The organism is Enterovibrio calviensis DSM 14347, assembly GCF_000621165.1.
GTDB classification, from domain to species: domain Bacteria; phylum Pseudomonadota; class Gammaproteobacteria; order Enterobacterales; family Vibrionaceae; genus Enterovibrio; species Enterovibrio calviensis.
The window spans coordinates 42,991-69,114 of sequence record NZ_JHZA01000012.1 but is presented as its reverse complement, the minus strand read 5'-3'; the positions used below and the strand labels follow the sequence as shown (position 1 = coordinate 69,114).

25 protein-coding genes and 1 pseudogene are annotated in these 26,124 nt (G+C 47.1%); 17 read left to right on the top strand and 9 right to left on the bottom strand.

Translation table 11 applies throughout. The annotated features are described in order from the left end of the window. Positions 1-31 precede the first annotated feature (31 nt). Genes Q365_RS0112610 through Q365_RS0112595 form a run of 4 tightly spaced genes read right to left on the bottom strand, consistent with a single transcriptional unit; the run spans position 32 to position 2,712 of the window. Positions 32-400, bottom strand: coding sequence for a hypothetical protein (locus tag Q365_RS0112610; RefSeq protein ID WP_028023676.1), 369 nt, complete (start codon positions 398-400; stop codon positions 32-34). Positions 401-412: 12 nt separating this feature from the next. After that, positions 413-985, bottom strand: a complete 573-nt coding sequence (locus Q365_RS0112605) for a peptidylprolyl isomerase (protein ID WP_028023675.1) — start codon at positions 983-985, stop codon at positions 413-415. Next, complete coding sequence (locus Q365_RS0112600; protein ID WP_028023674.1) at positions 985-1,557, bottom strand: YajG family lipoprotein; 573 nt, start codon at positions 1,555-1,557, stop codon at positions 985-987. Before Q365_RS0112600 ends, Q365_RS0112605 begins: the two co-directional genes overlap by 1 nt. 27 nt (positions 1,558-1,584) lie before the next feature. After that, positions 1,585-2,712 carry a methyltransferase gene (locus Q365_RS0112595; protein ID WP_028023673.1) on the bottom strand — a complete coding sequence of 376 codons (1,128 nt, stop codon included), beginning with the start codon at positions 2,710-2,712 and terminating at the stop codon, positions 1,585-1,587. A 125-nt stretch (positions 2,713-2,837) separates the two neighbouring features. On the opposite strand from Q365_RS0112595, the gene bolA reads away from it, so the two are divergent. From bolA to nqrM, 9 genes are all read left to right on the top strand, one after another. Further along, a complete protein-coding gene (gene bolA, locus Q365_RS0112585) occupies positions 2,838-3,161 on the top strand; it encodes a transcriptional regulator BolA (protein WP_028023672.1) in 324 nt (107 codons plus the stop codon). Positions 3,162-3,660: 499 nt separating this feature from the next. Further along, complete coding sequence (locus Q365_RS0112580) at positions 3,661-5,001, top strand: Na(+)-translocating NADH-quinone reductase subunit A (protein WP_028023671.1); 1,341 nt, start codon at positions 3,661-3,663, stop codon at positions 4,999-5,001. A gap of 2 nt (positions 5,002-5,003) precedes the next feature. Then, positions 5,004-6,248: an NADH:ubiquinone reductase (Na(+)-transporting) subunit B gene (locus Q365_RS0112575; protein WP_028023670.1), complete on the top strand. Its 1,245-nt coding sequence runs from the start codon at positions 5,004-5,006 to the stop codon at positions 6,246-6,248. Then, positions 6,235-7,017 (top strand): Na(+)-translocating NADH-quinone reductase subunit C, encoded by a 783-nt coding sequence (locus Q365_RS0112570; RefSeq protein WP_028023669.1) that lies wholly within the window; start codon positions 6,235-6,237, stop codon positions 7,015-7,017. The genes Q365_RS0112575 and Q365_RS0112570 overlap by 14 nt, the downstream gene beginning before the upstream one ends. Beyond that, positions 7,010-7,642, top strand: a complete 633-nt coding sequence (locus Q365_RS0112565) for an NADH:ubiquinone reductase (Na(+)-transporting) subunit D (RefSeq protein WP_028023668.1) — start codon at positions 7,010-7,012, stop codon at positions 7,640-7,642. Before Q365_RS0112570 ends, Q365_RS0112565 begins: the two co-directional genes overlap by 8 nt. Before the next feature lie 7 nt (positions 7,643-7,649). Further along, on the top strand, positions 7,650-8,246 hold the full coding sequence (nqrE, locus tag Q365_RS0112560; RefSeq protein ID WP_028023667.1) for an NADH:ubiquinone reductase (Na(+)-transporting) subunit E: 597 nt from the start codon (positions 7,650-7,652) through the stop codon (positions 8,244-8,246). Positions 8,247-8,277: 31 nt separating this feature from the next. Next, complete coding sequence (gene nqrF, locus Q365_RS0112555) at positions 8,278-9,501, top strand: NADH:ubiquinone reductase (Na(+)-transporting) subunit F (RefSeq protein ID WP_028023666.1); 1,224 nt, start codon at positions 8,278-8,280, stop codon at positions 9,499-9,501. A 214-nt stretch (positions 9,502-9,715) separates the two neighbouring features. Beyond that, positions 9,716-10,732 carry an FAD:protein FMN transferase gene (locus Q365_RS0112550; protein WP_028023665.1) on the top strand — a complete coding sequence of 339 codons (1,017 nt, stop codon included), beginning with the start codon at positions 9,716-9,718 and terminating at the stop codon, positions 10,730-10,732. Positions 10,733-10,743: 11 nt separating this feature from the next. Continuing rightward, positions 10,744-10,965, top strand: a complete 222-nt coding sequence (nqrM, locus tag Q365_RS0112545; protein ID WP_028023664.1) for a (Na+)-NQR maturation NqrM — start codon at positions 10,744-10,746, stop codon at positions 10,963-10,965. A 24-nt stretch (positions 10,966-10,989) separates the two neighbouring features. Here the strand turns inward: nqrM and Q365_RS27440 are convergent. Both Q365_RS27440 and Q365_RS26135 read right to left on the bottom strand, forming a co-directional pair. After that, a pseudogene (locus Q365_RS27440) lies at positions 10,990-11,766 on the bottom strand (GGDEF domain-containing response regulator); the annotation flags it as partial. 15 nt (positions 11,767-11,781) lie between these two features. Beyond that, positions 11,782-12,210, bottom strand: a complete 429-nt coding sequence (locus tag Q365_RS26135; RefSeq protein WP_051563790.1) for a response regulator — start codon at positions 12,208-12,210, stop codon at positions 11,782-11,784. A gap of 157 nt (positions 12,211-12,367) precedes the next feature. On the opposite strand from Q365_RS26135, the gene dinB reads away from it, so the two are divergent. Further along, a complete protein-coding gene (gene dinB, locus Q365_RS0112535) occupies positions 12,368-13,426 on the top strand; it encodes a DNA polymerase IV (RefSeq protein WP_028023663.1) in 1,059 nt (352 codons plus the stop codon). 66 nt (positions 13,427-13,492) lie between these two features. Here dinB and Q365_RS0112530 read toward each other — a convergent pair whose 3' ends face one another. Continuing rightward, positions 13,493-14,953: an aminoacyl-histidine dipeptidase gene (locus tag Q365_RS0112530; RefSeq protein ID WP_028023662.1), complete on the bottom strand. Its 1,461-nt coding sequence runs from the start codon at positions 14,951-14,953 to the stop codon at positions 13,493-13,495. A gap of 1,036 nt (positions 14,954-15,989) precedes the next feature. On the opposite strand from Q365_RS0112530, the gene Q365_RS0112525 reads away from it, so the two are divergent. The 7 genes from Q365_RS0112525 (at position 15,990) to Q365_RS0112495 (ending at position 23,556) form a co-directional block, all read left to right on the top strand. Then, the gene (locus Q365_RS0112525; protein WP_028023661.1) at positions 15,990-17,276 is read left to right on the top strand and encodes an NCS2 family permease; all 1,287 of its coding nucleotides are present in this window, start codon (positions 15,990-15,992) and stop codon (positions 17,274-17,276) included. 65 nt (positions 17,277-17,341) lie between these two features. Further along, positions 17,342-17,800, top strand: coding sequence for a xanthine phosphoribosyltransferase (gpt, locus tag Q365_RS0112520; RefSeq protein ID WP_028023660.1), 459 nt, complete (start codon positions 17,342-17,344; stop codon positions 17,798-17,800). A gap of 158 nt (positions 17,801-17,958) precedes the next feature. Beyond that, positions 17,959-19,212: an esterase FrsA gene (gene frsA, locus Q365_RS0112515; RefSeq protein WP_028023659.1), complete on the top strand. Its 1,254-nt coding sequence runs from the start codon at positions 17,959-17,961 to the stop codon at positions 19,210-19,212. A gap of 232 nt (positions 19,213-19,444) precedes the next feature. After that, positions 19,445-19,849, top strand: coding sequence for a sigma factor-binding protein Crl (crl, locus tag Q365_RS0112510; protein WP_028023658.1), 405 nt, complete (start codon positions 19,445-19,447; stop codon positions 19,847-19,849). A gap of 150 nt (positions 19,850-19,999) precedes the next feature. After that, a complete protein-coding gene (gene proB / locus Q365_RS0112505; RefSeq protein WP_035024952.1) occupies positions 20,000-21,157 on the top strand; it encodes a glutamate 5-kinase in 1,158 nt (385 codons plus the stop codon). 52 nt (positions 21,158-21,209) lie between these two features. Next, positions 21,210-22,478 (top strand): glutamate-5-semialdehyde dehydrogenase, encoded by a 1,269-nt coding sequence (locus tag Q365_RS0112500; protein ID WP_051563789.1) that lies wholly within the window; start codon positions 21,210-21,212, stop codon positions 22,476-22,478. Between the two features lie 154 nt (positions 22,479-22,632). Next, complete coding sequence (locus tag Q365_RS0112495; protein ID WP_028023655.1) at positions 22,633-23,556, top strand: LysR family transcriptional regulator; 924 nt, start codon at positions 22,633-22,635, stop codon at positions 23,554-23,556. A 40-nt stretch (positions 23,557-23,596) separates the two neighbouring features. Here Q365_RS0112495 and Q365_RS0112490 read toward each other — a convergent pair whose 3' ends face one another. After that, positions 23,597-24,490 carry a YjjW family glycine radical enzyme activase gene (locus Q365_RS0112490; protein WP_028023654.1) on the bottom strand — a complete coding sequence of 298 codons (894 nt, stop codon included), beginning with the start codon at positions 24,488-24,490 and terminating at the stop codon, positions 23,597-23,599. 53 nt (positions 24,491-24,543) lie between these two features. After that, entirely contained in the window at positions 24,544-26,085 is a 1,542-nt protein-coding gene (locus tag Q365_RS0112485) for a YjjI family glycine radical enzyme (protein ID WP_028023653.1), read from the bottom strand. Between the last annotated feature and the right edge of the window lie 39 nt (positions 26,086-26,124).

Here is a 26,124-nt window from a genome sequence, read left to right as displayed (position 1 = left end):
AGTAACATACGTAATGTCATGCTACCGTGCTTCAAGGGCGAATACCACGTGCGTATTCAGGAATTTTTTCCTTATTCATCAAATAACAAGCACACTCTTTCACCCGTCTGTTGGCAAAGCGATTGCCCCGTAATTCATCTTCACGTCGTGATTCAATCAAATAGATAAGATACCAATAGACAGATTCATAGGTATCGTTGGGAGAGCCACTTGGCATGGACAATTTCCACCAATCAACAAACTGTTGTTGGCAACACTGTCTGAGTTCTTCGTAAGGTGCTTGCCTCAAGACAAAGCGGATGACTTCAGACGCAAACGCCGGCGCATGTGTCTTGATATGCTGACCGGCGATAGCTTCATTGACTTCGGGATCGGGATTATCCGCAACGAGTTTTAGCATTCCCTTTACCTGCTACTTACTGATGATAATATTCTCAATAAGTATAGGTTGCTGTGGTACATCACGCATGCCGCTTTGTGGAATTGTGACTGTCTTCGTGTTGGCCATCTTTTCGATGACGTTAAAGCCCTCGATCACTTTACCAAAAACCGTGTAGCCAAACTTATAGGAAGAACCGTTTAAGTTACTGTTGTTCTGCAAGTTAATGTAGAACTGACGCGTTGCCGAATCAGGCGAAGACTTACGCGCCATGGCAATGGTTCCACGCTCGTTTCCAAGGCCATTTTTAGATTCATTAACGACTTCGCCATACGTGCTTGGACGAGCATTAAAAGAGGCGTCGTAACCGCCACCTTGAACCACAAAACCCTTAATCACACGGTGAAACTGAGTGTCCACGTAGCTACCATCTTCGACATAACGAAGAAAATTCTCGACGGACTTCGGTGCTTTGTCTGGATACAGTTCCAGTTTGAAGTCACCAACGCTCGTTTCTACTTCGACAATCGGATTTGTCGCAGCCAAGGCAGGAGCAGCCACCATCAATGTTGCTGCAATAACAGCAGTTTTAATCAAGCCATGCATTAGAAGTTCTCGTTCATGAAGGTCATCAATTGCGCATCACGTGCGATGTCTTGTAGCACTGCTTCTAGCAAGCTGTTCAACGCGATTTCCATGTCTTCTACAGACGCGCTGGTTGCACCTTCAGACGTTGATTTGCCCGTGTAACGTTTAACAAACTTGTTTTCGCTGTTTTCGGCGACCAATTGAATTTGCACATTGGTTGTCATGTCATGTGAAAACACAGAATGTTCCACTTTGACGAGGGCATCTAACACGTCAATGCGCAATTTCCCTTCGCTATCAGCAACGACACGAAAGCCTTGAGAGTTCAATTGGCGAGTCAGCGCATCTTCTAAGACGATACGGACATTGGATGTTGATTGGATGGGTTGAACGTTTTTACGGCCATTATCAACCACAGCGACAAATTGAGCGGTACGCAAATCACGGCTTTCAATAACCAGTGCTTTATTTTGAGCGACAGGCACTGAAGAAATGACAGGCTGAGGTGCAATGGTCAGCTGAGGTTCTTGAGGCGCTGAACAAGCACTCAAACCAAGCACGAGTCCGGAAACGAGCAGAAGTTTTTTCATGAGTTAACGTATCCCTTTAAAGTCTGGCTATTTATAAGCTTCGACAATAACAAACTTACGGTTAGAAGCAATGACTTGAGCATTGCCAAAAAGACGTTTCAATTTAGTATGATAGCCGAGGTGTCGATTGCCAATAACCACAATTCGCCCCTTCGGCTCAAGAACCCGCTGAGCGTCACAAAACATTTGCCATGCGATGTGATCTGTTACGGCTTGTAATTGATGGAACGGGGGGTTACACATCACAACATCAGCACTGTCTGGCGTAAAGCCATCAAGGCAGTTATTCACCATACAATGTGTTCTTGACGGGTCAATACCGTGATTTGCCAAATTCATCGTGGCAGATGCAATCGCCATATGACTCTCGTCCACAGCGGTGATTTTAGCTTGAGGGTTTAGTTTCGCGGCCTGTATTGCTAACACGCCGTTACCACAACCTAAATCAATGATGTGTTTAATTTTTTCATCCTGCGGCATATGTTGAAGCATCAAATAGGCGGCGATATCAAGGCTCTCTGAGGAGAACACATTCGCGTGGTTAGCGAGTGTGAGCTGATAGTCGGGCACATCAAATGATGTTGTCGCGGCCGGTAATGCGTCAATTTGCTTTTCTTTTTCACAGAAAATCAGTCGCGATTTCTTCTTGGCTAACGAGGTCAGCGTTGCGCCCAAGTGCTTTTCAAACAGTTTGAGTGTTGAGGTATGCACGTCTTTTACTTTTGCTCCAGCAACAATGGAGATGCCTTTGCTGCTGAGCTGAGAAACTTGCTGAAGCTGCCATACTAAAAGGCGATTGTTCTTTGGTAGCTTCATGACAACGACGTCGATATCTGATGGCAGGGTATCTAGCGATGACAGCATCGCAACATGGCCCAAGTCATTGGCCTTGAGATTTTGCTCAATGCTCTGCTGTGACAACCAAGAATCATTGATCGTCGTGACTTGAAAGCCTTTCAATGAGGCCCAGCAACTCAGTGCACCGAATCCGTCATTCATAAACAGAATATGTGCGCCCGGTTCCAGCTCTTTCTCTTCGATGCACTCGATGAGATATTCATCGGCAGCATCCCAAGCTTGCAATGTTTCGTTCTTTTGCAAGGGATATCGGCGCAGTTCCAATGCTATGTCTGCAATTTGTAATGTGGTTTTCATGGGAGGTGTCAGCGAAGCGCTAGTGATAATGATGTATATTGTCGCAGAAGACAGGAATACTGCAATTGTCTTGCGGCAATCGAAGATGACATTGTAGGAAAAAAGCAATGATTAAAGAGGGACACATGATTGTTCAACAAAAAATCGAACAGAAACTGAACACCACGTTTTCACCTATCTTTTTAGAAGTACTCAACGAAAGCCATATGCACAACGTGCCGACTGGATCAGAAAGTCACTTTAAAGTAACGGTTGTGAGTGCGGACTTCGAAGGGCAGCGATTGATCACTAGGCACCGTGCGGTAAATCAGACGCTGGCGGATGAATTACAAAATGATATCCATGCTTTGGCAATTCATACATATACTGAGAGTGAGTGGAATGATCTGAATGGTCATTCTCCGGCGTCGCCAGCTTGTCGTGGCGGGTCGTTGTTAGATACAAAATAATTGAGACGGGCTGTTGAAAATAATGGCCCTTTTATTGCGCGGTAAGTAATTTGATAGATACATATCGACTCACAAAACGTTTTTTGTTGTGAGTCTGATAAAAAATGATTTCCAGTGGATTGTTAAAGATTTTGGTGTATTAAGAAAATCAAAATTAAGGTGGGCTATAGACGCTTATGTTGATTTTGTAACAATTTTTACACATGGGCTTTGCAGGCTATTTTGTGCACCCGCTCATACTTATTGACCTGAATTGGCGATACTTTGCTCAGTTGCCGAAAATACAGGGTGCATCACGGTGATTGCCGTGGAATAGCATCTTTGGTTGATGATAGAATCCACCGCTTGAAAACTGACTCCGTAAGTCAAAATGTTGCGAGTTGGTGATGAGGAAGTTGCGAAGGCTATGATTGAATATCGTTCAGCCAGACAGTGGAAAGTCGTGTATTAACTGCGCAATAACAGATTTTTTTTTCCCGTTAATGTAGTGCAAGTGCGTATGATTACAATAAAAAAGGGCTTGGATATCCCAGTTTCAGGGGTTCCTGCTCAGGTGATAAATGATGGCCCAGCCATCACAAAAGTCGCCTTGCTAGGCGAAGAGTACGTTGGCATGCGTCCAACCATGCATGTTCGTGTTGGGGATGTAGTGAAGAAAGGTCAGGTTCTTTTTGAAGACAAAAAGAATTCAGGCGTTAAATTTACTGCACCTGCAGCGGGCACAGTGGTTGAAATTAACCGCGGTGCGAAACGTGTTCTTCAGTCAGTTGTCATCGAAATTGAAGGCAACGAGCAAGTCACTTTCAACAAATATGAAGCCTCTGAAATCGCGGGCCTAGATCGTCAATTGGTTGTAGACCAATTGGTGGATTCAGGTTTGTGGACAGCGCTTCGTACCCGCCCATTTAGCAAAAACCCACAGGTTGATGCAAAACCTAAAGCTATTTTCGTTACCGCGATGGATACCAATCCTCTAGCGGCAAACCCTGAGCTGATCATTAATGAACAGCAAGCAGCGTTTGTAGCTGGTTTGGACGTTGTTTCGCGTTTAACTGATGGCAAAGTATACGTGTGTAAAGGCGAATCAAGCCTGCCACGTAGCTCTCAGTCCAATGTAGAAGAGCAAGTGTTTAATGGTCCTCACCCAGCTGGTCTGGTTGGTACCCATATTCACTTCCTTCGCCCTGTTGGTGCTGAAGCGCAGGTTTGGCATTTGAATTACCAAGACGTTATTGCGTTCGGTAAGCTTTTCCTTGAAGGCGAACTTTTCACAGACCGCGTTATTGCTCTTGCGGGTCCTGTGGTCAATAACCCACGTCTTATCCGTACTCAAATTGGTGCTTCAATCAACCAGCTGACTAACAGCGAATTGATGCCTGGAGAAATCCGTCTCATTTCTGGTTCCGTACTAAGTGGTACACAAGCTGGCGGTGTTCACGGTTATCTTGGTCGTTTCCACTTACAAGTAAGTGCGTTACGTGAAGGTCGTGAAAAGGAACTGCTTGGCTGGATCACTCCAGGCAAGAACAAGTTCTCAGTGACGCGTGCGTACCTGAGTCAGTTCTTTAAAGGCCAGCTGTTCAACATGACCACTACCACTAACGGTAGTGAGCGTTCAATGGTACCAATCGGTAACTACGAGCGTGTTATGCCACTGGACATTGAGCCAACGCTTTTGCTTCGCGATATTTGTGCAGGTGATCTGGACAGTATGGCTCAGCTAGGTGCACTTGAGCTGGATCCTGAAGACCTTGCTTTGTGTACGTTTGTTTGCCCTGGCAAATACGATTTTGGCCCGATGCTACGCGAGTGCCTTGATCAAATTGAGAAGGAAGGGTAATCATGGGTCTGAAAAAATTTCTTGAAGATATCGAACCGCATTTTGAACCAGGCGGCAAGCATGAGAAATGGTTTGCGCTTTACGAAGCAGTAGCCACTGTTCTCTATACGCCTGGACTTGTCACTAAGCGTGGTGCTCACGTTCGTGACAGTATCGATCTTAAGCGCATCATGATCATGGTGTGGCTGGCGGTATTCCCAGCAATGTTCTTCGGCATGTACAACGCGGGTGACCAGGCCATTATGGCACTGAACTCTATGTACGGTGCTGAGCAGCTTGCGTCGATTGTGGGTGGCAACTGGCACTACTGGCTAACAGAAATGTTAGGTGGTTCGCTGGCACCAGAGGCGGGTTGGGCAAGCAAGATGCTGCTTGGCGCAACTTACTTCCTACCAATTTACGCTACCGTGTTCATTGTTGGTGGTTTCTGGGAAGTCCTTTTCTGTATGGTGCGTAAGCATGAAGTTAACGAAGGCTTCTTTGTTACTTCAATTCTGTTTGCGTTAATCGTTCCACCAACGCTTCCTCTTTGGCAGGCAGCACTAGGTATTACCTTCGGTGTTGTTGTTGCGAAAGAAATCTTTGGTGGTACAGGCCGTAACTTCTTGAACCCAGCACTTGCTGGTCGTGCATTCCTTTTCTTCGCATACCCTGCTCAAATCTCTGGTGATTTGGTGTGGACTGCGGCAGATGGTTTCTCAGGTGCAACTGCACTGAGCCAGTGGGCTGCAGGCGGCGAAGGCGCGCTAGTTAATACCGTTTCTGGTAACGCGATCACTTGGATGGACGCTTTCATTGGTCACATTCCTGGTTCTATCGGTGAAGTGTCAACGCTGGCAATCTTTATCGGTGGCGCAATGATTGTCGCGATGCGTATTGCATCATGGCGCATCATTTTGGGTACCTTTATTGGTTTGGTTGCAACGGCAACGCTATTTAACATCATTGGTTCTGATACCAACCCAATGTTCAGCATGCCTTGGCACTGGCACTTGGTACTGGGTGGCTTTGCCTTCGGTATGATGTTCATGGCAACCGACCCAGTTTCAGCGTCATTCACCAACAAAGCTAAATGGTCGTATGGCATCCTGATTGGTGCGATGGCAGTGATGATTCGTGTGGTTAACCCAGCTTACCCTGAGGGTATGATGCTGGCTATCCTGTTTGCGAACCTGTTTGCACCGCTGTTCGACAACCTGGTAATCCAGGGCAACATCAAACGGAGACTGGCTCGTGTCAAGCAATAACGATAGCATTAAAAAAACGCTGACCGTAGTTATCGCACTGAGCCTTGTTTGTTCAGTTGTGGTTTCTTTTGCGGCAGTGTCTCTGCGTCCTCTACAGCAGAAAAACGCAGTTCTTGACGTTCAGCGCAACATCTTGTCTGTTGCAGGCATTGATGCAAATGGTGACGTTCAGGGCGCTTTTGACAAGTTCATTGAACCTCGTCTTGTTGATTTATCGACTGGCGACTTCACAGGAACGGTTGAAGAAGCTGCAGCTTACGACCAACGCGTCGCTGCGTCTGATCCTTCTCAGTCAGTGAAACTTGCTGCTGAGGAAGATTTCGGCAAGATTGGTCGTCGTGCGAATTTGGCTAAGGTTTACTTGGTTAAGAATGATCAAGGTCAGACTGATGAAGTCATCCTGCCAATGCACGGTAACGGTCTTTGGTCCATGATGTACGCGTTTGTTGCTGTTGAAACTGATGGCAACACTGTAGGTGGTATTGCTTACTACCAACAAGGCGAAACACCAGGGCTTGGCGGTGAAGTTGAAAACCCACGCTGGCGTTCACAATTCGAAGGCAAGTTGCTGTTTGACGACAAAGGTCAGCCTGCGATTCGCATGGTAAAAGGTGGCGCACAACCGGGTGACATCCACGGTATCGATGGTCTTTCTGGTGCAACACTGACTTCAAACGGTGTTCAGAATACTTTCGACTTCTGGCTGGGTGACAATGGCTTTGGCGCATTCCTTAAGAAGGTTCAAGAGGGAGAGCTGAACAATGGCTGATACTAAAGAACTGAAAGAGAACCTATGGGCACCGATCCTTAGCAACAACCCGATCGCCCTTCAGGTTCTAGGTGTTTGTTCTGCGCTAGCAGTCACCACCAAGCTTGAAACAGCATTTGTAATGACACTCGCAGTAACTTTCGTTACCGCGTTTTCAAACTTGTTCGTTTCGGCTATTCGTCACCATATTCCTAACTCTGTTCGTATTATCGTGCAGATGGCGATCATTGCATCGCTAGTTATCGTGGTTGACCAGATCTTGAAAGCATACGTTTACGACATCTCTAAACAGTTGTCTGTATTCGTTGGCCTGATCATTACCAACTGTATCGTTATGGGTCGTGCAGAAGCGTATGCAATGAAGTCTGCGCCCCTGCCATCATTCATTGACGGTATCGGTAACGGTTTGGGCTACGGCTTCGTATTGATCACTGTTGGTTTCTTCCGTGAACTGTTGGGTTCTGGCAAGTTGTTTGGTGTTTCCATCCTACCTTTGACTTCAGAAGGTGGTTGGTACCAGCCGAACGGCATGATGTTGCTAGCTCCATCAGCGTTCTTCCTGATCGGCTTCCTGATCTGGATTGTACGTACGTTCAAACCTGAACAAGTAGAAGCGAAGGAGTAAGGACGTAATGGAACATTACATTAGCCTTATGGTTCGTTCGATTTTCATCGAGAACATGGCGCTTTCATTCTTCCTAGGCATGTGTACTTTCTTGGCAGTATCTAAGAAAGTTAAAACATCATTTGGCCTAGGTGTCGCGGTTATTGTTGTATTGACCATTGCTGTTCCTGTCAACAATCTGGTGTACAACCTGATTTTGAAAGATGGCGCATTGGCACCAGGCATTGATCTGAGCTTCCTAAACTTTATCACCTTCATTGGTGTTATCGCTGCATTGGTTCAGATTCTGGAAATGGTCCTAGACCGCTTTTTCCCGCCACTTTACAACGCACTAGGTATCTTCCTTCCATTGATCACAGTTAACTGTGCGATCTTTGGTGGCGTATCTTTCATGGTTCAACGTGACTACAACTTCATGGAGTCTGTGGTGTACGGTTTCGGCTCAGGTGTGGGCTGGATGTTGGCGATTGTTGCGCTGGCAGGTATTCGTGAAAAGATGAAGTATTCTGATGTTCCTCCTGCACTGCGTGGTTTGGGTATTACCTTTATCTCTGTAGGCTTGATGGCATTGGGCTTTATGTCTTTCTCTGGTGTTCAACTGTAAGTCGGGTAAACCGCGATATAAGGATTAGTCAATGGACATTATTCTTGGTGTAGTGATGTTTACTCTTATCGTGCTGGTATTGGTATTGGTGATTTTGTTCGCCAAATCCAAACTGGTACCTTCAGGTGACATCATCATCTCTGTAAATGGCGATCCCAATTTGGCGATCACCACTCAACCAGGTGGCAAGCTGCTAAGTGCACTTGCTGGTGCTGGTGTATTCGTTTCTTCTGCTTGTGGTGGCGGTGGCTCTTGTGGTCAGTGCCGCGTTAAGATCAAAGACGGTGGCGGTGATATTCTGCCGACTGAACTTGATCACATCAGCAAAGGTGAAGCGCGTGAAGGCGAGCGTCTAGCGTGTCAGGTTGCAATGAAAACTGACATGGATATCGAGCTGCCAGAAGAAATCTTTGGTGTGAAAAAATGGGCTTGTGAAGTTATCTCTAATGATAACAAAGCAACCTTCATCAAAGAGCTTAAACTGCAAATTCCTGATGGCGAATCAGTGCCTTTCCGTGCGGGTGGTTACATCCAAATCGAAGCACCGGCTCACCATGTTAAATATGCAGACTACGATGTACCAGAAGAGTACCGCGAAGATTGGGACAAGTTTAACCTATTCCGTTACGAGTCTAAGGTTAACGAAGAAACCATTCGCGCATACTCAATGGCGAACTATCCAGAAGAATTTGGCATTATCATGTTGAACGTGCGTATCGCTACGCCGCCACCAAATAATCCAAATGTTGCGCCTGGTATCATGTCTTCATACATTTGGTCTTTGAAAGAAGGCGATAAGTGTACGATTTCTGGTCCGTTTGGTGAGTTCTTCGCGAAAGATACTGATGCTGAAATGGTATTCGTAGGTGGTGGTGCCGGTATGGCTCCAATGCGTTCGCATATCTTCGATCAGCTTAAGCGATTGAAATCTAGCCGTAAGATGTCTTTCTGGTATGGTGCACGTTCTAAGCGTGAGATGTTCTATGTAGAAGACTTTGACGGTCTTCAAGCAGAGAACCCTAACTTCCAGTGGCATTGCGCTCTGTCAGATCCTCTGCCAGAAGATAACTGGGAAGGCTATACTGGCTTTATCCATAACGTGTTGTTTGAGAACTATCTTAAAGACCACGATGCCCCAGAAGATTGTGAGTTCTACATGTGTGGTCCTCCAATGATGAATGCGGCAGTTATCGGCATGCTGAAAGACCTTGGTGTAGAAGACGAAAACATCCTTCTGGATGACTTCGGCGGCTAATCACCTTTGAGTCGAAAAGACAAATGGCTGGCCTTTGGGTCAGCCATTTTGCATCTACATCGTCAACAATCCATCGATACTAATCACAGTGGGTATTTCTCCGCTATTGCATGGTCATCTCACTGTAAATGCATACTGCGATTCGTATTAAACAGGCTCGCTCATCTTATTGGTGCTGTTCCTGTATCTCCATTTCAACCAACTGGATGAAGTAATGAAAAAATTCCTGTTGTCTCTCGGTCTTATTGTTAGCAGCCTTTTTCTCTTGGCCGGATGTGACCAAGCGCCTAAGCAGGTCCACCTTACGGGGTCGACCATGGGTACTTACTATTCCGTTAAGTATTTACCTGAAGGCGATATGCCAAGCACCGTTGATGTTCAGGCTGAAATCGATAAGCGCCTTGAACTTGTTAACGACCAAATGTCCACGTACCGAAAAGACTCTGAGCTGAGTCGTTTCAATAACCAGAACGACAGCGAAGCATTCACGGTTTCGGCGGATACTGCGAAAGTGGTGAACGAAGCCATCCGCTTAAATCAGTTGTCTGACGGTGCGCTTGACGTGACTGTGGGACCTCTAGTTAACTTATGGGGCTTTGGTCCTGAGGGGCGCCCAGATCGAGTTCCTAGTGATGAATTGATCGCCGAACGCAGAAAAATGACCGGTATCGAGTTTTTGAGTGCGACGGATAGTTCACTCACCAAGACGAATGCTGATCTTTATGTCGATTTATCGTCTATTGCTAAAGGTTTTGGGGTTGATGTGGTCGCTAACTATTTGGCACAACTTGGCGCGCAAAACTACTTGGTTGAAATTGGTGGTGAACTTCAGCTTAAAGGCGTGAATGGAGAAGGTCATCCGTGGCGAATTGCCATTGAGAAGCCGAGTGAAGAGCAGCAGTCCATTCAAGAAATTATTGCGCCTGGTGATATGGCGGTTGCCACATCAGGTGATTACCGTAACTATTTTGAAGAGAATGGGGTGCGTTATTCGCACACCATCGATCCAAAGACGGCTAAGCCGATTAATCACCGCTTGGTGTCTGTGACCGTTCTGGATAAGTCATCCATGACCGCTGATGGTCTATCAACGGCATTTATGGTGATGGGACCTGATCGTGCGTTAGCTTTGGCGAACCGCGAAAATATCCCAGCATTTTTTATTGTAAAGACCGATAATGGTTTTACAGAAGTCGCATCGGATGCGTTTACAAAATATCTAACACGTTAAGGGTCATTATAATGTCTGAGTATCTGATAACGTTTTCGGTTTTCCTGCTAGTGATTGCTGGCATGGCGATCGGCTACATTGTTCAACGTAAAACCATCAGCGGCAGCTGCGGTGGATTGGGTTCGGTTGGCATTGAGAAAGAATGTGATTGTCCAGAGCCTTGTGATGCGAGGCAAAAGCGCGAAGCACGCGCTGCTCGCGCCGAAGAGTGGAAGAAGAACCAAATCATTTAAAGGAAACCGCCGAAAGGCGGTTTTTTAATAGACGATGTTGTTCCTACCATTGTCTTTTGCTGCGTATAGCTTGTCATCGGCAGTCTTAAGCAAGTGAGGCAACGACTGCTCTCCGCTTGCCACTCCGATGCTGGTAGTGAGTCGTATGGTCTGGCCCTGGTAACTCATCATGGTATTTTCCAACTGGCCTCGGAATGCCTCCAGTTCGGCATTGAATACATCAACGTTACCAGTGCAAAGCACCACAAACTCTTCACCACCAAATCTTGCTGGCAATGCAGAAGAGAACGCAGTGTTAAGCATTTGCCCAATGGACTTTAACGCATAGTCGCCGCCGTCATGCCCAAATTTCTCGTTAATCATTTTGAAATGGTCAACATCAATCATGGCGATGCTTTTAAATGGCGCTGGGTTTTCGTCGGCAAAATTGAAGAAGTATCTGCGATTCCACAATCCCGTAAGGTCATCTCGGTTAGCTAAAAAATAGAGCTGTTCGCTGGCGTCTTGCATATCGAGCACTGTGTGAATGCGACAATATAGCTCTTCCTGATTAAAAGGCTTGTTAAGGTAATCATTGGCGCCGGCTTTTAAGAACTGAGGAATGAGATCGGGGTTGTTAGATGCTGACAATCCTATGATAGCGAGTTCATCACGGGTTTTATTTAATCTTAAATGCTGAGTGAGCTCCAAACCGTTCATTAAAGGCATATCGTTATCGGTGATAACGAGATTCACGTCCCAAGTGTTTTCCATGACTTCGAGTGCTTCTAGGCCATTAGACGCTGTTACTACATTCAAATACTGACGTTCTAATAATTAAGTTAGATATTGCGTAATGACGCGGGAGTCATCGACGACCAATGCGGTTTTATTGGTGTTTTGAACCAAACGATTCAGCAAAGGCACCAAAAATGCTAATGACACTGCACTGTCTTTAAGGATGTAATCGACAATCCCTTTTTTCAGCAACTCTTCCCTGAGATTCTTATCGGCATTACCCGTTAATACAATGGCGCGATATCCAGCTTGTAGCACGCTGTCCATCACTTCGCCTTTAGGCGCATCGGGCAGACAGTAATCAAGCACAGAGCAAATGAGAGGAGGCTCTGATTCTAAATACGCCATGGTTTCGGCGAGCGTACCAAAAACCACGGGTTCAAAACCAGCATCGACGAGCAGTGCTGAAACGTAACTTTGAAATGTAGGGCTATCATCGACAACAAGCACTTTGAGGTTATTTTTCATGAGGGTATTTTCCTTCTCATGTCTCATCAATGTGTCTATTGAATGGTTTATCAGTCAAATGTTAATAATAGCCGAGATACAAGAATACGCAGGGTGATTGACTTGGTATGTAAATACTGTTTTTATAAACAGTGATACAGGCACATTTAAGTATGACATGAGAAAAATTATCCACGTAGACATGGATTGTTTTTATGCAGCAGTGGAGATGCGGGATAACCCAGAACTGCGTAATATTCCGCTAGCGATTGGTGGCTCTGAAAAGCGCCGCGGCGTTATTTCTACCTGCAATTACATGGCTCGCCAATATGGTGTGCGATCCGCGATGGCCACTGCCCATGCACTTAAACTCTGCTCCAACTTGACGGTTGTGCGAGGTGACATGAGCAAATATAAGGCCGTCTCTGTCCAGATACGCGCCATTTTTGCCCGATACACTGACAAGATAGAACCGCTATCTCTTGATGAAGCCTATCTTGATGTTAGTGAATGCTTACTTTTTAAAGGTTCAGCTACCCTAATTGCGGAAGATATCCGCCAGTCGATAAAAAATGAATTGGGATTAACTGCGTCTGCGGGGGTTGCGCCGGTTAAGTTTGTCGCCAAGGTAGCCTCGGATCTCAACAAGCCCGATGGCTTGTATGTTGTAACTCCTCCTGAAGTTGATGCTTTTGTAAAAGCTCTGCCGTTAGAGAAGATTCCGGGAGTGGGAAAAGTGACTTTGTCGAAACTGCATGAGCTCGGGCTATTCAAGGGGGAGGACGTACAGCAGTACGATCGAAACATGTTGCTGCAGCGGTTTGGTAAGTTTGGACATGCTTTGTGGAATCGCTGCCAAGGCATTGATGAGCGTGACGTTGAAACCGATCGTGTGCGTAAGTCGGTTGGGGTGGAACGTACGTTACCTGAAGACATTCAAACCGAAGAAGAGTGTTTGGACGTGATGAAGTCGCTCTATGAGGAAATGGAAACACGGTTGAAACGTGTTTGCCCTGATTTACTGATCGCTCGTCAGGGCGTTAAGCTGAAATTTTCAGACTTTCAACAAACCACGGTTGAGCATAAGCAGTGGCGCTACGATGAAGATGCATTTCCTGAGTTGATGATTGAAGCCTTGTCACGGAAAAATGGACGTGGCATTCGGCTGATAGGCCTTACTGTCGGGTTGTTAACCATTGATAGTAGTAAGGCAACACAACTGAGTTTTGATTGGTAAAACGCACTGTTAAAAATGCAAAAAGGCGCGATATTCGCGCCCTTTGTTGCGATTGGTGTTATCACATTAAGCTTTAACAGGTATCGCTTTTAGCATCGCAATCATCTGTTCCCAGAATAGGCCAACAGTCGCGATGTTCACTTTCTCATCAGGTGAGTGAGGGAACTTAATCGTCGGACCGAAAGAGATCATGTCCATGTTTGGATAAGGTTCTTTGAACAAACCACACTCCAAGCCAGCGTGAATGACCATGATATCAGGCGTACGTCCGTAGATGTCTTTGTAGGTGTCGCGGAAGACATGCATGATTTCGGAATCTGGGTTGGGTTTCCAGCCAGGGTATGCTCCCGAGAATGTGACTTCTGCACCGGCCAATGTGCTTAAAGAGCGCAGCATGCTTTCTACGTAGCTTCGGCCGCTGTCATCTAATGAGCGAATCAAACATAGCAGTGTCATTGTATTGTCTTCGGTAGTTATGACACCTAGGTTCAATGAGGTTTCAACCACCCCCTTGATATCATCGCTCATGCGGATCACGCCATTAGGGCAAGCGTTGATGGTCGCAATAATGCGGTCTTGCACGTTTGACGTCAGTGCTTGTTCTTCAATGTTAAGATCTAGCACTGCCAGAGCAATCGACGTTTCCACCGCGCCTAACTCTTGTTGGAGCAAGGCTTCAAAATGCGAGAACAATGTAACAAGCTTATCCACGTTCTCAGCAGGCACGGCCAAGTTAGCAAAGGCTTCACGTGGAATGGCGTTGCGAAGCGTACCACCGCGAATAGATAGAAGACGCAGACCTAATTCTTTTGCGTGCCCAGCAAGAAAGCGTCCGAGCAGTTTGTTGGCATTAGCGCGACCAGTGTGAATATCAACACCTGAGTGTCCGCCTTTTAGGCCTTTGATTTGAAGGGTTTTACCGACATAGCCTTCACCGAGATCTTCTCGCTCTAGCTTGAAGTCGATGGCAGTGTCTACACCGCCCGCACAACCCATGTAGATTTCACCTTCTTGCTCGGAATCGGTGTTTAGCAAGATCTCGCCGTCTAGCCAGCCTTCTTTTAGGCCAAAAGCACCCGTCATACCCGCTTCTTCGTCGATCGTTAATAGGACTTCAAGCGGGCCATGTTCGATATTACTCGCGGCAAGTACAGCAAGACAAGTTGCCATTCCCATGCCGTTGTCAGCACCTAGCGTGGTGCCATCGGCAGTCACCCATTCGCCATCGATATAAGGACGGATAGGATCGACAGCGAAATCATGATCAGTGTTTTCGTTCTTTTGCGGCACCATATCGATGTGTGCTTGTAGTACGACACCTTTGCGGTTTTCCATGCCTGAGGTGGCAGGCTTTTTGATGATGACATTGCCTATGTCGTCGCGTTTAACCGACAGTCCCTCAGTCGTTGCCCAGTCAACAATGAACTGAGCGAGTTGATCTTCGTGCTTTGAAGGATGAGGAATAGAGCAAATTTTGTCGAAAAACTGCCACACAGGTTGTGGCGACAATTGACTAATTTCTGACACAGGCTATCTCCAGAAAAACATGGAATGAAAAAGGCAGCAGTGCTGCAAGCAATTAACCTAACAGAATTTGTAACGGAAAAGTATGCCTTGTTAAAAGCATATCGCTGCAGATAGGCCTAATAGCCCACATCTTGAGCTGTGACTCCGTGTTTTGCACTATTCATGACTGCACATACGGTGTAACTGAAACGGAGTCCGTGAGTGGGCTATTCAAGAGGCAATGCATGCGATAGCACTTTCGTTGCCATGCGTATGTCTTTATCTCTGTGCAATTACTCAGCACTATTTGTGTAATTTAATTACATAAAAATGCGACATCAAGCATTAATGTGATTTAGATCTCTTTTTTGTTTGTAATAAAATAACGTATAGGCTATTATCTCACCGTCTTCTGGATGGGCAGTGAGCCCAAAGACATAGCTGTGCGCTTCATTTGTTTATGGATAAACCCGAAATCATTCGTCTCCACGGAACCGAGCTTTATTAAAGCTGCATTTATTCCTATCGAATTATTTTGAGGTACAACTGATGAAAGGCAGTTCTGCTAGCCAATACTGGAACCGTGGTTCCGTATACACCGCCAATTTTCGTTATCCGGCGACGTTCGGATACAAAAGCAAGTAATTGAAATTCTTGCTTGATACATACATTACCCCGCTCTAACAGATATTTTCGTTCCGATTTGGAATTTGATTTTTGATCTGGCGCCACTATCTAGTGGCGTTTTTTTTATCTCGATTTCCGTCTCTTGCAGTGCCTCTCAGTCTATTGATGAAGCAGACAACGTTGATCACAGCTTTGGCCGCTGTTCGTTTATTAATCAATAAATCACTCTAGAATTTGAGTCTTAAACAGGCAATGTCGTCAGGAAGACGAGAAGTCGTTTAATCTGCCACCGATCGACCAGTAAGTGATGTAATTCACACTGGAAATTTTGTGAAGTGGCGAGTAATATTCGCGTCAAATTCAGACGCAAACGTTTAGCCAAACGTTTGCGTAATATTTTCAGACACATACTTTCCAAGGAACGAAAGCCATGCTTGAGCGTCTTTTTAAATTAAAAGAGCAAGGTACTGATATACGCACCGAAGTTATTGCAGGGGTTACCACCTTTCTGACAATGGCTTACATCATCTTTGTTAACCCTGCGATTTTGTCTGAAACAGGCATGGATCGCGGTGCTGTGTTTGTTGCCACCTGTTTGGCTGCGGCCATCGGTTGTTTTGTAATGGGATTGGTCGCCAATTACCCGGTCGCACAAGCGCCAGGTATGGGCCTTAATGCTTTCTTTACTTATACCGTCGTTTTCCAGATGGGTTACTCATGGCAAGTTGCGTTGGGTGCGGTATTCCTGTCGGGCCTGTGCTTTATCGCTCTGAGCCTATTTAAAGTTCGAGAGTTGATCATTCACTCCATCCCACTTTCTCTTCGAACGGGTATCTCTGCAGGTATTGGTATGTTTTTGGCGCTGATTGCGCTGCAAAACTCCGGCATAGTGGTTGCGCATCCAGCAACACTGGTATCAATGGGTGATTTGTCTTCTTTTGCCCCTGCTATGGCTGCACTGGGTTTCTTCCTGACCATTGGTTTGGTTAACCGCGGTATCAAAGGCGCGGTGATGATCGCCATCCTTATTGTTACTGCGATTGCGGTCGTCACAGGCAATGTGGAATACGCTGGCCTTATGTCAGCGCCGCCAAGCCTTGCTCCGACCTTTATGCAGATGGATTTATCTGGCGCATTTGATGTTGCTATGATTTCTGTTGTTTTCGCTTTCTTGTTTGTCGATCTGTTTGATACTGCAGGCACCTTGGTGGGTGTGGCGCAAAAAGCGGAATTGATGGACAAAGATGGCAAACTGCCTCGTTTGAACCGTGCGCTATTGGCGGACAGTACTGCAACCACTGTGGGTGCGGTTCTGGGTACATCAAACACCACGTCATACATTGAAAGTGTGTCAGGCGTTGCCGCTGGAGGCCGTACCGGTCTGACCGCGGTTGTTGTTGGTGGCATGTTCTTGCTGGCATTGTTCTTCGCACCGCTGGCTGGCATGGTTCCGGCTTATGCAACTGCAGGCGCGCTGTTCTACGTTGCGATTTTGATGATGTCAGGTCTGGTCAGCGTAAATTGGCGTGACCTAACTGAAGCGGCACCAGTTGTTGTGGTCTGCTTGCTGATGCCATTGACCTATTCCATTGCCCATGGCATTGGTTTGGGCTTTATCTCTTACTGCGCAATCAAAGCATTTAGTGGTAAGGGACGTGACGTACCTATTAGTATTTGGGTTCTAGCTGCGCTGTTCTTGCTGAAATTTGTTATGTAAGACACAATACGCCGCAATTGAATCTGTGAGTTAAATGGCGACCGTCGCCACTGAGGTTTTTTAAAATGAGCAACAAGTTTGTTATCACGTGGGACAACATGCAAATGTATACCCGCCAATTGGCTGAAAAATTATTACCTGCTGAACAGTGGGCTGGCATTATTGCGGTGAGCCGCGGTGGTCTAGTACCTGCTGCTATTTTGGCTCGTGAGTTGGGTATTCGTCATGTTGATACTGTTTGTATCTCAAGCTACGACCATGACCATCAGCGTGATATGAAAGTATTGAAGAAAGCTGATGGCGACGGTGAAGGTTTCATTGTTGTTGACGATTTGGTTGATACTGGCGGTACTGCGGAAATGATCCGTGAAATGTACCCGAAAGCAAAATTTGTCACCGTGTGTGCAAAACCAGCTGGAAAACATCTTGTTGATGATTACGTTGTTGATATTGCTCAAGACTGCTGGATTGAACAGCCTTGGGATATGGCAGTGACGTTCGTTGAGCCTGTGGCGAAGCGCTAAGAAAAATATTATCGATTGAAAGCCCCGAAAGGGGCTTTTTTTATGCCTTACATCAGTGAATGAGTGAACAGATGTTGCATAGCTTTGAGAGAGCATGGTTTTCTTATTTGCTTCGTTTACACTAGAACTCGTTGAAATAAATGCGCCGGAGAGATGCCGTGAGAGAGACAGAGTCAGAGAACTTATCAGTCAAACTCTTCAAACCCACCAAACACGCCAAAGAAACATCGACCATTGTCGGCACAGCTAATCAGCCACCTAAAGACATTGAAAATGTGTTAGATGGCCAAAGTGATAACAGTTGGTACCGTGTGTTACGCCGCCCTCAATGGATTTGGCAAGGCGTTGATCCCATCGTCATGGATGAAACCTTGGCGAGAATTGCTGCCTCTGACAATGATAGAAGCAACGAAAAACTGCTTGATACGGTAGTTGGCTATCGTCAGGGGAATTGGTCCTACGAGTGGACCCAAAGCGGCATGAAATATCAAAAGCTGGCGCTAGAGAAAGACGAGCAGGCCGATAAGTCCGGTGCGACTGACAATTGGCGACGCGCTTCTGCCTGCTTCAGTATTGCTGGTTATCCGCATTTGAAAGGGGATCCTCTTTCCCAGCAAACCGAAATATTGGCCAACAAGGCGTTTCACGCCGCGATGGAAACATCGCCAATGAAAGTCAAAAGCGTAGTCGCAAAAGTCGATGGCAGATCGCTGGAAGGGTTTCTGTATCTCCCACATACCAATGAACCGTTGCCGACGGTGATTGTTAGCGGAGGAATGGACGGGTTGCAAACGGATCTGTGGCACCTGTTTGAAACTTATTTCGCACCCGCCAACATTGCCATGCTGACGCTGGACATGCCTTCAGTCGGCAGAAGCAGTCACTGGAATCTCACAGAAGACAGTAGCCGTCTGCACCAAGCCATGCTCCATGAACTCGAATCCGTTCCTTGGGTTGATCATCATCGCGTCGGTTGTTTTGGTGTCCGCTTTGGTGCGAATGCTGCGGTAAGAATGGCTTTCGTTGAGCAAAATCGTGTGAAGTCCTGCGTGTCAGTGGGTGGCATTCTTCATGCCATGCTGACCGATGTGAATCGCCGCAATAATATCCCGCCTATGCACTTAGATACGATCGCGTCTCGCATGGGTAAGAATCAAGCATCATCGACGCTTTTGACCCAGCTGCAAGCGCTGTCACTAAGACATCAAGGGCTACTTAATGGAAGGAAGACGAAGGTACCTATCCTAGCCATTGGTCTAGAAGGCGATCCAGTGTGCCCAGATTCTGATAATCAACTAGCTGCGCTATACAGCTATGGAGGCAAAGCGAAAACGCTGCCGAACAAACCTATTCATGACGGATATCACAGAATTATGCTTGAAGCAGTCGAATGGTTTACCAAAACACTGTGATCGAGATCTTTTAAACTGTCTTGGGATGAAGACATATTAAAGAAAGCGCTCCCTGTAAGGACGAATTTTAACCAGATGCATGTTATATAAATGGGTGTTTGCTGTTAACGCGTTTTCCCATGCGTGAACAAGCATGACGCAGTGTAAGGAATGGCCAAGTCGCTATCGCTGCGTTTACGCAAATATTCTACTGATAATAATGAGATCGACGTTCGTCTTAAGGGAGCTTGCTATGACTGAAGAAACGAAAAATATATCTCACGGGAGGTTGTTGACGAAGTTTGCTCAACTCGGTCCTTACTTGAGACAAAAAAAATGCTCAGAAGACGGGTACTTCTTTGATTGCCTTTCTGCGTGTGTAAATGCAAAGAAACCGCCTGAAAGTCGCGAATTTTGGGGCTGGTGGATGAAGCTAACACCCAAAAAAGGTGGTTTTGAATACGCTTATACGTTCGGAAAGTTCAATACCGAAGGTGAATGGCTAGAAGAGAATGTACCGAATAAGTGTGTAAAAGAAGTGAAAGCGTCTCTTGATACTTTCTATCAAAAGATAGCAGGATTTATTGAAGGCGATCTAGCATTAGAAATCACTGCATTGCCATCACTAAAAAAACCTAAGTTAGGTACAGCTGCATAACGCTTTCGATTTACCACTTGCCGCACGACTGCTGACTTATACCCAACCAACTGAATTCCAGTATTTTCAAGTTGCTTGGGTATAATTACTTGTTATCTTGGTCTGGGATTGATAAAAGAAGGGCATATTCGCTTTTATGTTGTCAATGTCATGTCAGGCCAAGAAAACGTTTCATCTTTGATTTCTGAATCTGGCGATAAACAAGATCGCCAGACTGTCGTTGTAAAATTGGGAACCAGTGTACTCACTGGCGGCTCAACCAAAATCGATCGCGCTCACCTTGTTGAGTTGGTGCGCCAATGCGCCAAGCTTATGCAGCAGGGTCATCAAGTCATTGTCGTTACCTCAGGCGCTATCGCCGCGGGAAGACAGCACCTCAATCACCCCAATCTACCCAATACGATTGCCAACAAACAAATGTTGGCGGCAGTCGGTCAAAGCCGTTTGATCCAAGAGTGGGAAAGCCTGTTTGGCATTTATGGCATCAACATCGGGCAGATGCTGTTAACCCGTGCTGATCTTGATGACCGCGAGCGTTACTTGAATGCCCGCGATATGCTGCAAGCCCTGCTCGACAACAACATTGTTCCCGTTGTGAACGAAAACGATGCTGTGGCGACCGCTGAAATCAAAGTGGGTGATAACGATAACCTTTCTGCGTTGGTGGCAATCCTAGCCGAAGCAGACAAATTACTGCTTTTGACCGATCAGCCGGGCTTATTTACCGCGGATCCGCGTTCAAACCCGGATGCTGAACTGATTCGTGAAGTGCACACCATCGATGAAACCCTGCATCAGCTTGCTGGTGGCAGTGTGAGTGGGTTGGGTACCGGCGGCATGGCAACCAAGTTGCAAGCCGCTGACGTTGCACGTCGCGCGGGTATTGAAGTGACCATTGCTGCGGGCAGTCGCCCTGAAGTGATTCAAAACGTGGTGAATGGTCAACCTGCGGGCACGCGATTCCTGCCGCTTGAGTCACCACTAGAAAGCCGTAAACGCTGGATTCTGGCTGGCCCTCCGCCAGCAGGCGACATCATTATTGATGCAGGCGCTGCTTCTGCCGTTGTAGAGCGACACAGTAGCTTGCTATCAAAAGGCATCGTGTCAGTGAAAGGCGCGTTTGATCGCGGCGCGGTTGCACGTGTGTGCGATCAGCATGGCAAGCAGCTTGCTCGCGGTATCTGTCGTTATTCAAGTAAAGACTTGAGTGCGATCGCGGGTCGACACAGCCAAGACATTCAAGATATTCTGGGTTATGCACATGGACCTGTCGCGATTCATTGCGATGATCTGGTCGTAACCGATTAATCCGATTGCGGGGTGTTCCGCAGTCGAAAAGGACGAAGCAATAGAGGCGAAAATGAGTCTGCAAACCACCAGTTTACAGAGCATGGGACGTGCGGCGAAAGATGCTGCATATGCATTGGCAACGGCACCAACAGCGCAAAAGAACTACGCGCTGGCAGTGATCGCTGATGAACTCGAGGCGAACGCAGCGGCAATTTTAGCTGCGAACGCAAAAGACATTGATGCAGGCAGAGAGGCAGGATTGCCCGATGCCATGCTTGATCGTCTATTACTCAACGAATCTCGTTTAGCGGGCATTGCCGCTGACGTGCGCAATGTTATTTCTCTGTCTGACCCCGTCGGCAGCGAAATGGATTGTAAAGTGCTGGAAAACGGCATGACGTTGAGCCGTCGTCGCGAGCCCATTGGCGTTATCGGTGTGATTTACGAAGCACGACCTAACGTGACGATTGATATCGCGTCTTTGTGCCTGAAAACCGGTAATGCGAGCATTCTTCGCGGTGGCCGTGAAACCTTCCACTCAAATGTGGAATTGGTGAAGGTGATTCAAACCGCGCTTGAAAAAGCCAACCTGCCTGCTTCGTCTGTTCAGTACATTGAAAAGCCGGATCGCGAATTGGTGGGTGAATTGCTTCGCCTCGACGATTACGTGGACATGATCATTCCTCGCGGTGGTGCGGGCTTGCACAAAATGTGTAAAGAAAACAGCACCATCCCTGTGATCATTGGCGGCTTTGGCATCAGCCATATGTATGTTGATAAAACGGCGGATCTCGATCGCGCTTTAGATTTGATCATCAACGCGAAAGCGCAGCGTCCATCAGCGTGTAACGCGTTGGATACCCTGCTGGTAAATGAAGACATTGCTGCGGCATTGTTTGAAAAGCTAACGCCACTGCTTAACGACAACCAGTTGAAGATTGTTGCTGAGAAAGCGGCGCTGCCATTGCTGAACGGTGTGGCGGATCTGCACGAAGCGGGCGAAGGTGATTTCGATACGGAATGGCTGAGCTACACACTAGGCGTGGCATTGGTTTCAGATGTTTACGGCGCGCTTCAGCACATGCGTGAACACAATGCGAGCCACTCGGATGCGATCTTAACTAATGATTTGATGGCGACTGAAGCCTTCATCAATGGTGCAGGCTCTGCAGCCGTGTACGTGAATGCCTCTACACGCTTCACAGACGGCGCTCAGTTCGGTTTAGGCGCAGAAGTTGCTGTGTCTACCCAGAAGCTTCATGCTCGCGGCCCTATGGGCTTAGAGGAGCTGACAACCTACAAATGGGTAGGTAAAGCAGATTATCTGTCTCGCCCATAGTTTGGGAAGCAGATTTTCGATGAAAAGGCGCTGATTCAGCGCCTTTTTTGTGTCTGGCGCTTTTATATACCCAAGTTACTTAGGTATATCTCTACCTCCAGAGAAGGTTTAAGGCTACGCTATGCCGTGAATGTTTGAATGATGATGGCCTTCGATGGATTACGCGACACTTTCCCGCATTAGCGTTAAGCACTTAACCGTGATGCACGTGCTTTTGATGACGCACAGCGTTACGGCGACAGCCAATATTTTGTGTGTCACGCCATCGAGCGTGAGCAAGGCGTTGGCGCAGCTTAAAACGCAATTGAACGATGAGCTGTTCTTCCGCACGGGCAATCAACTTGCACCCACGCAATATGCGTTGAGCATCGGGCCAGCAATTCACAATGTGCTGTCGAACATCAATGGTATTTTCCAACAAGGCGAGTTTGCGCCGGAGACTTTCACAGGCACACTTTCCTTGTCGATGCGTGAAAGCACCTTTGAGCTTTTCGCCCCTCAGATAGGGCACATTTCTCAGCAATTGAGCGACCATGCTCAGTTGGTGATTTCTACCAAAGAACAGTTCAGTTTTGAGGCGTTACTGAGCGGGAAGATAGACTTTCTGCTGCTGCCTCACGATATCAGCCAGCCACCGACACACAGCAAGAACTTGGTTTGGAAGGCGATTTTGAGCGACGAAATGGTCTGTTTGATGAATCATCATCACCCGCTCGCGAACGAGGATCTGACGATTGAAAAGTACCTAAGCTATCGTCATATTCGCGTGATCGACAAAGACTTGGCAGAACCTTACTTTGAGCAGACACTCACGCAGCGTCATGGTGCGAGAAACATTGCGACCATGGTGGCGGATTTTGGCTCAGCGGCCTTGATGTGTCAGCATTCGCCGTATCTGTTTACGTGTTCGAAGCGTTGGGCTGAAACCGCGTTGCAAGGAAAAGGGCTGGTGGCTAAAGCGTTACCGTTCGATTACGGGCAAGTGGCTTACAGCTTGGTGTGGAATACCGTGAGTTTGAACAATCCGGCATGTCGTTGGCTTCATGACCAACTGGTTAGCGGCACGGAAAATACCTAGCCTCGAGGGTTAGCTCAGCTTGGATGATTAGGCGTTGTGCCTAGGTATAAATGGTCGGCAATTGCATCGGGCGATTGATTTTCGAAAACAGCAAATCGTGGAAGCGGGTCATCTCGCTTTCACTGCATTTCTCCCACGTCAGCGCCTCACCTATCACACCGTGATGTTGAAACGCGTTGAGGCGAATCTTTACGTCTTCAGGCAGGGTGTTGAGGTAATCGCCCACGGCATCGACTTCGGTGTCTAAATCACTTTTCCCCGGAATGTGCAGCAAACGCACTTCGTGCAATTTGTTCTGCGCCGCCAAGTAATCAATGGTGTCGATGACGCGATGTTTATCTCGACCGACGAGCCACAAATGGGTTTCTGATTGCCAGGCTTTTAGATCGATCATGGCACCATCAAGGTAGGGGGAAACACGCTCCCAGCCCGCGCGTGATAGCGAACCGTTACTGTCGATATAGCAGGTAAGGTGTGCAAGTTCAGGGTCGGATTTCACCGCTTTGAACAGCGAGATAATAAACGGCAGTTGCAGTGTTGCTTCACCACCTGAAATCGTAATGCCATTGAGGAAAAAATGGTGCTGGCGAATGAGTGTGAGCATTTCATCGACGCTGTAGCTGACGATTTTTGGGTTTGATTTGTCAGGGCAGACGTCAATGCAAAGATCGCAGTGCGTACACTTATCAGCATGCCAAACAACGCGTTGTTGACCGCTCTCTTTAGTATCAATGGACAAGGCATCACTTGGGCAGCTTTCCACACAATCACCGCAATGTGTGCAGTGGTTGATCGTGTGAGGGTTATGGCACGTGATGCAATCGAAATTGCAACCCTGCAAAAACACCACCAAACGGTTACCCGGCCCATCAACACAAGAGAATGTCAGAATACGACTGACCAGTGCTTGGTTTTGCGTTGGTTTGACTGACATTCTCTTGGTCTCGCTTTGTTCGTTATAAACGGACGTTTTCTATGTTGAAACTGTTATTTGTAAACCGGCGTTGATTCAAAGCTCACGACGCGAGGTGCACGGTTCAGAATACCTGTGTTTTTCGATGCTTCTGCACCTAACCACGTGGTGTTCTTGCGAGAACCTTCGTCGTCAAACTTCGCGATATCAGACAGCTTGATCATATAACCCGTGACACGAACCAAATCGTTAGACGCCACGTTTGCTGTGAATTCACGATAGCCTGAATTGATTGCGCCTTTACAAAGGTTGAACATCGCTTCTGGGTTTGATTTTACCGTCTCATCAATGGTCAAAATGTCGCTGATGCCCGAGGTGTAGTGCTTGTGGTGGCCCGCAGTTGCATGCACGTAAGTCACTGGGTCTGGTTCAGTGCCGTAAGGAATACGCACGCCCGGCGTTGCGTCCAAATCTAGGCTGATACCGCCTTGTGCGTGCAATAGCGCTTTACCGTTGTAGCCATACTTCACTGGGTTTTCATCAACCAACGCCGCCAGTTTTGCAGAGATTACATGGCCCAATTCGTTCGCGCTGATGTCGTGACCGTACTTGCCTTGCTTGCCATCTTTTCCAAACAACGTATTCACGGCTTCCGCCATGCCGTAGATGCCGAACATTGGCGCAAAGCGGCTTTCTTCGATCAGACCTTCAGTTGCAAGGAAGTTGGTGAAGAAGTTTGACGATTCATGCAGGTAAGTGCTGCGAACGTCCATCAGTTCAACCATCAGTTTGCTGTAGGTCGGCAGAACATGGTTGATGAAATCGTCGCTGTTTGTCGCTTTGCTTGCGGCTTCTTTTAGGTTCATACGCACGAGGGTGTTTGAACCGCCAGCCAGTGGCAGCGAGTTGTAGCAGCTCACAATACCGAAGCGCTTGTCACCGTAAGCACCAGCGTGCATTGGGTAGTTAGCAATGTGTGGCTTGCTGCATTCACAGATGTTGCTGGTGGCGTGGCGAAGCAAATCGTCTGGCGTGACCGCAGGGTCATACATGAACGTAAGGTTTGGCGCGATTTGTTTCAGTTCAGCATCAACGCGCAGGATAGTGCGGCAGATGATGTTGTCAGCAGGGCCGATGTTCGCATGCATGAAGGCATCAGGCAGGGTGCGGTCAAGCATGATCCAGAAGAGTTTGATCTTTTCGTAGATCTCTTCTTCCGTCAGCGTGCCCACATACGGCATCAATACGTCATCAAGTTGGCCAACATATACAGGGATGTTGGTCACTGATGGTACGTGGTGGTAGATGATGTTCAGCATGTTCAGCGCATCATCAAGGTTTTCCGCTGGCGCAAGTTCTAGGTACTCAGAACCTTGCGACAAGAACTTCGCGTAATCTGGTAGCACGTAACGTGGCTTGAAAGGCGCATGGCCTTCGAACATGTCACAAATCACACCGTCTTTCATCGCTTGCTCGATGCTGTCTGTGATCGACAGGTAAGGCAGGCTTGCTTCCGCTGCTAGCGCAAGAAACTGGTTCTTTTGCTTTGGTGAAAGGCTTGGGTTGTTGATGATGTCGTAAAAACGTTGCTGCAGTTCAGATAGGTTATTGTTCATGGAAAAGACCCTACTTTAATTTGGGTTTATTTTACGGTG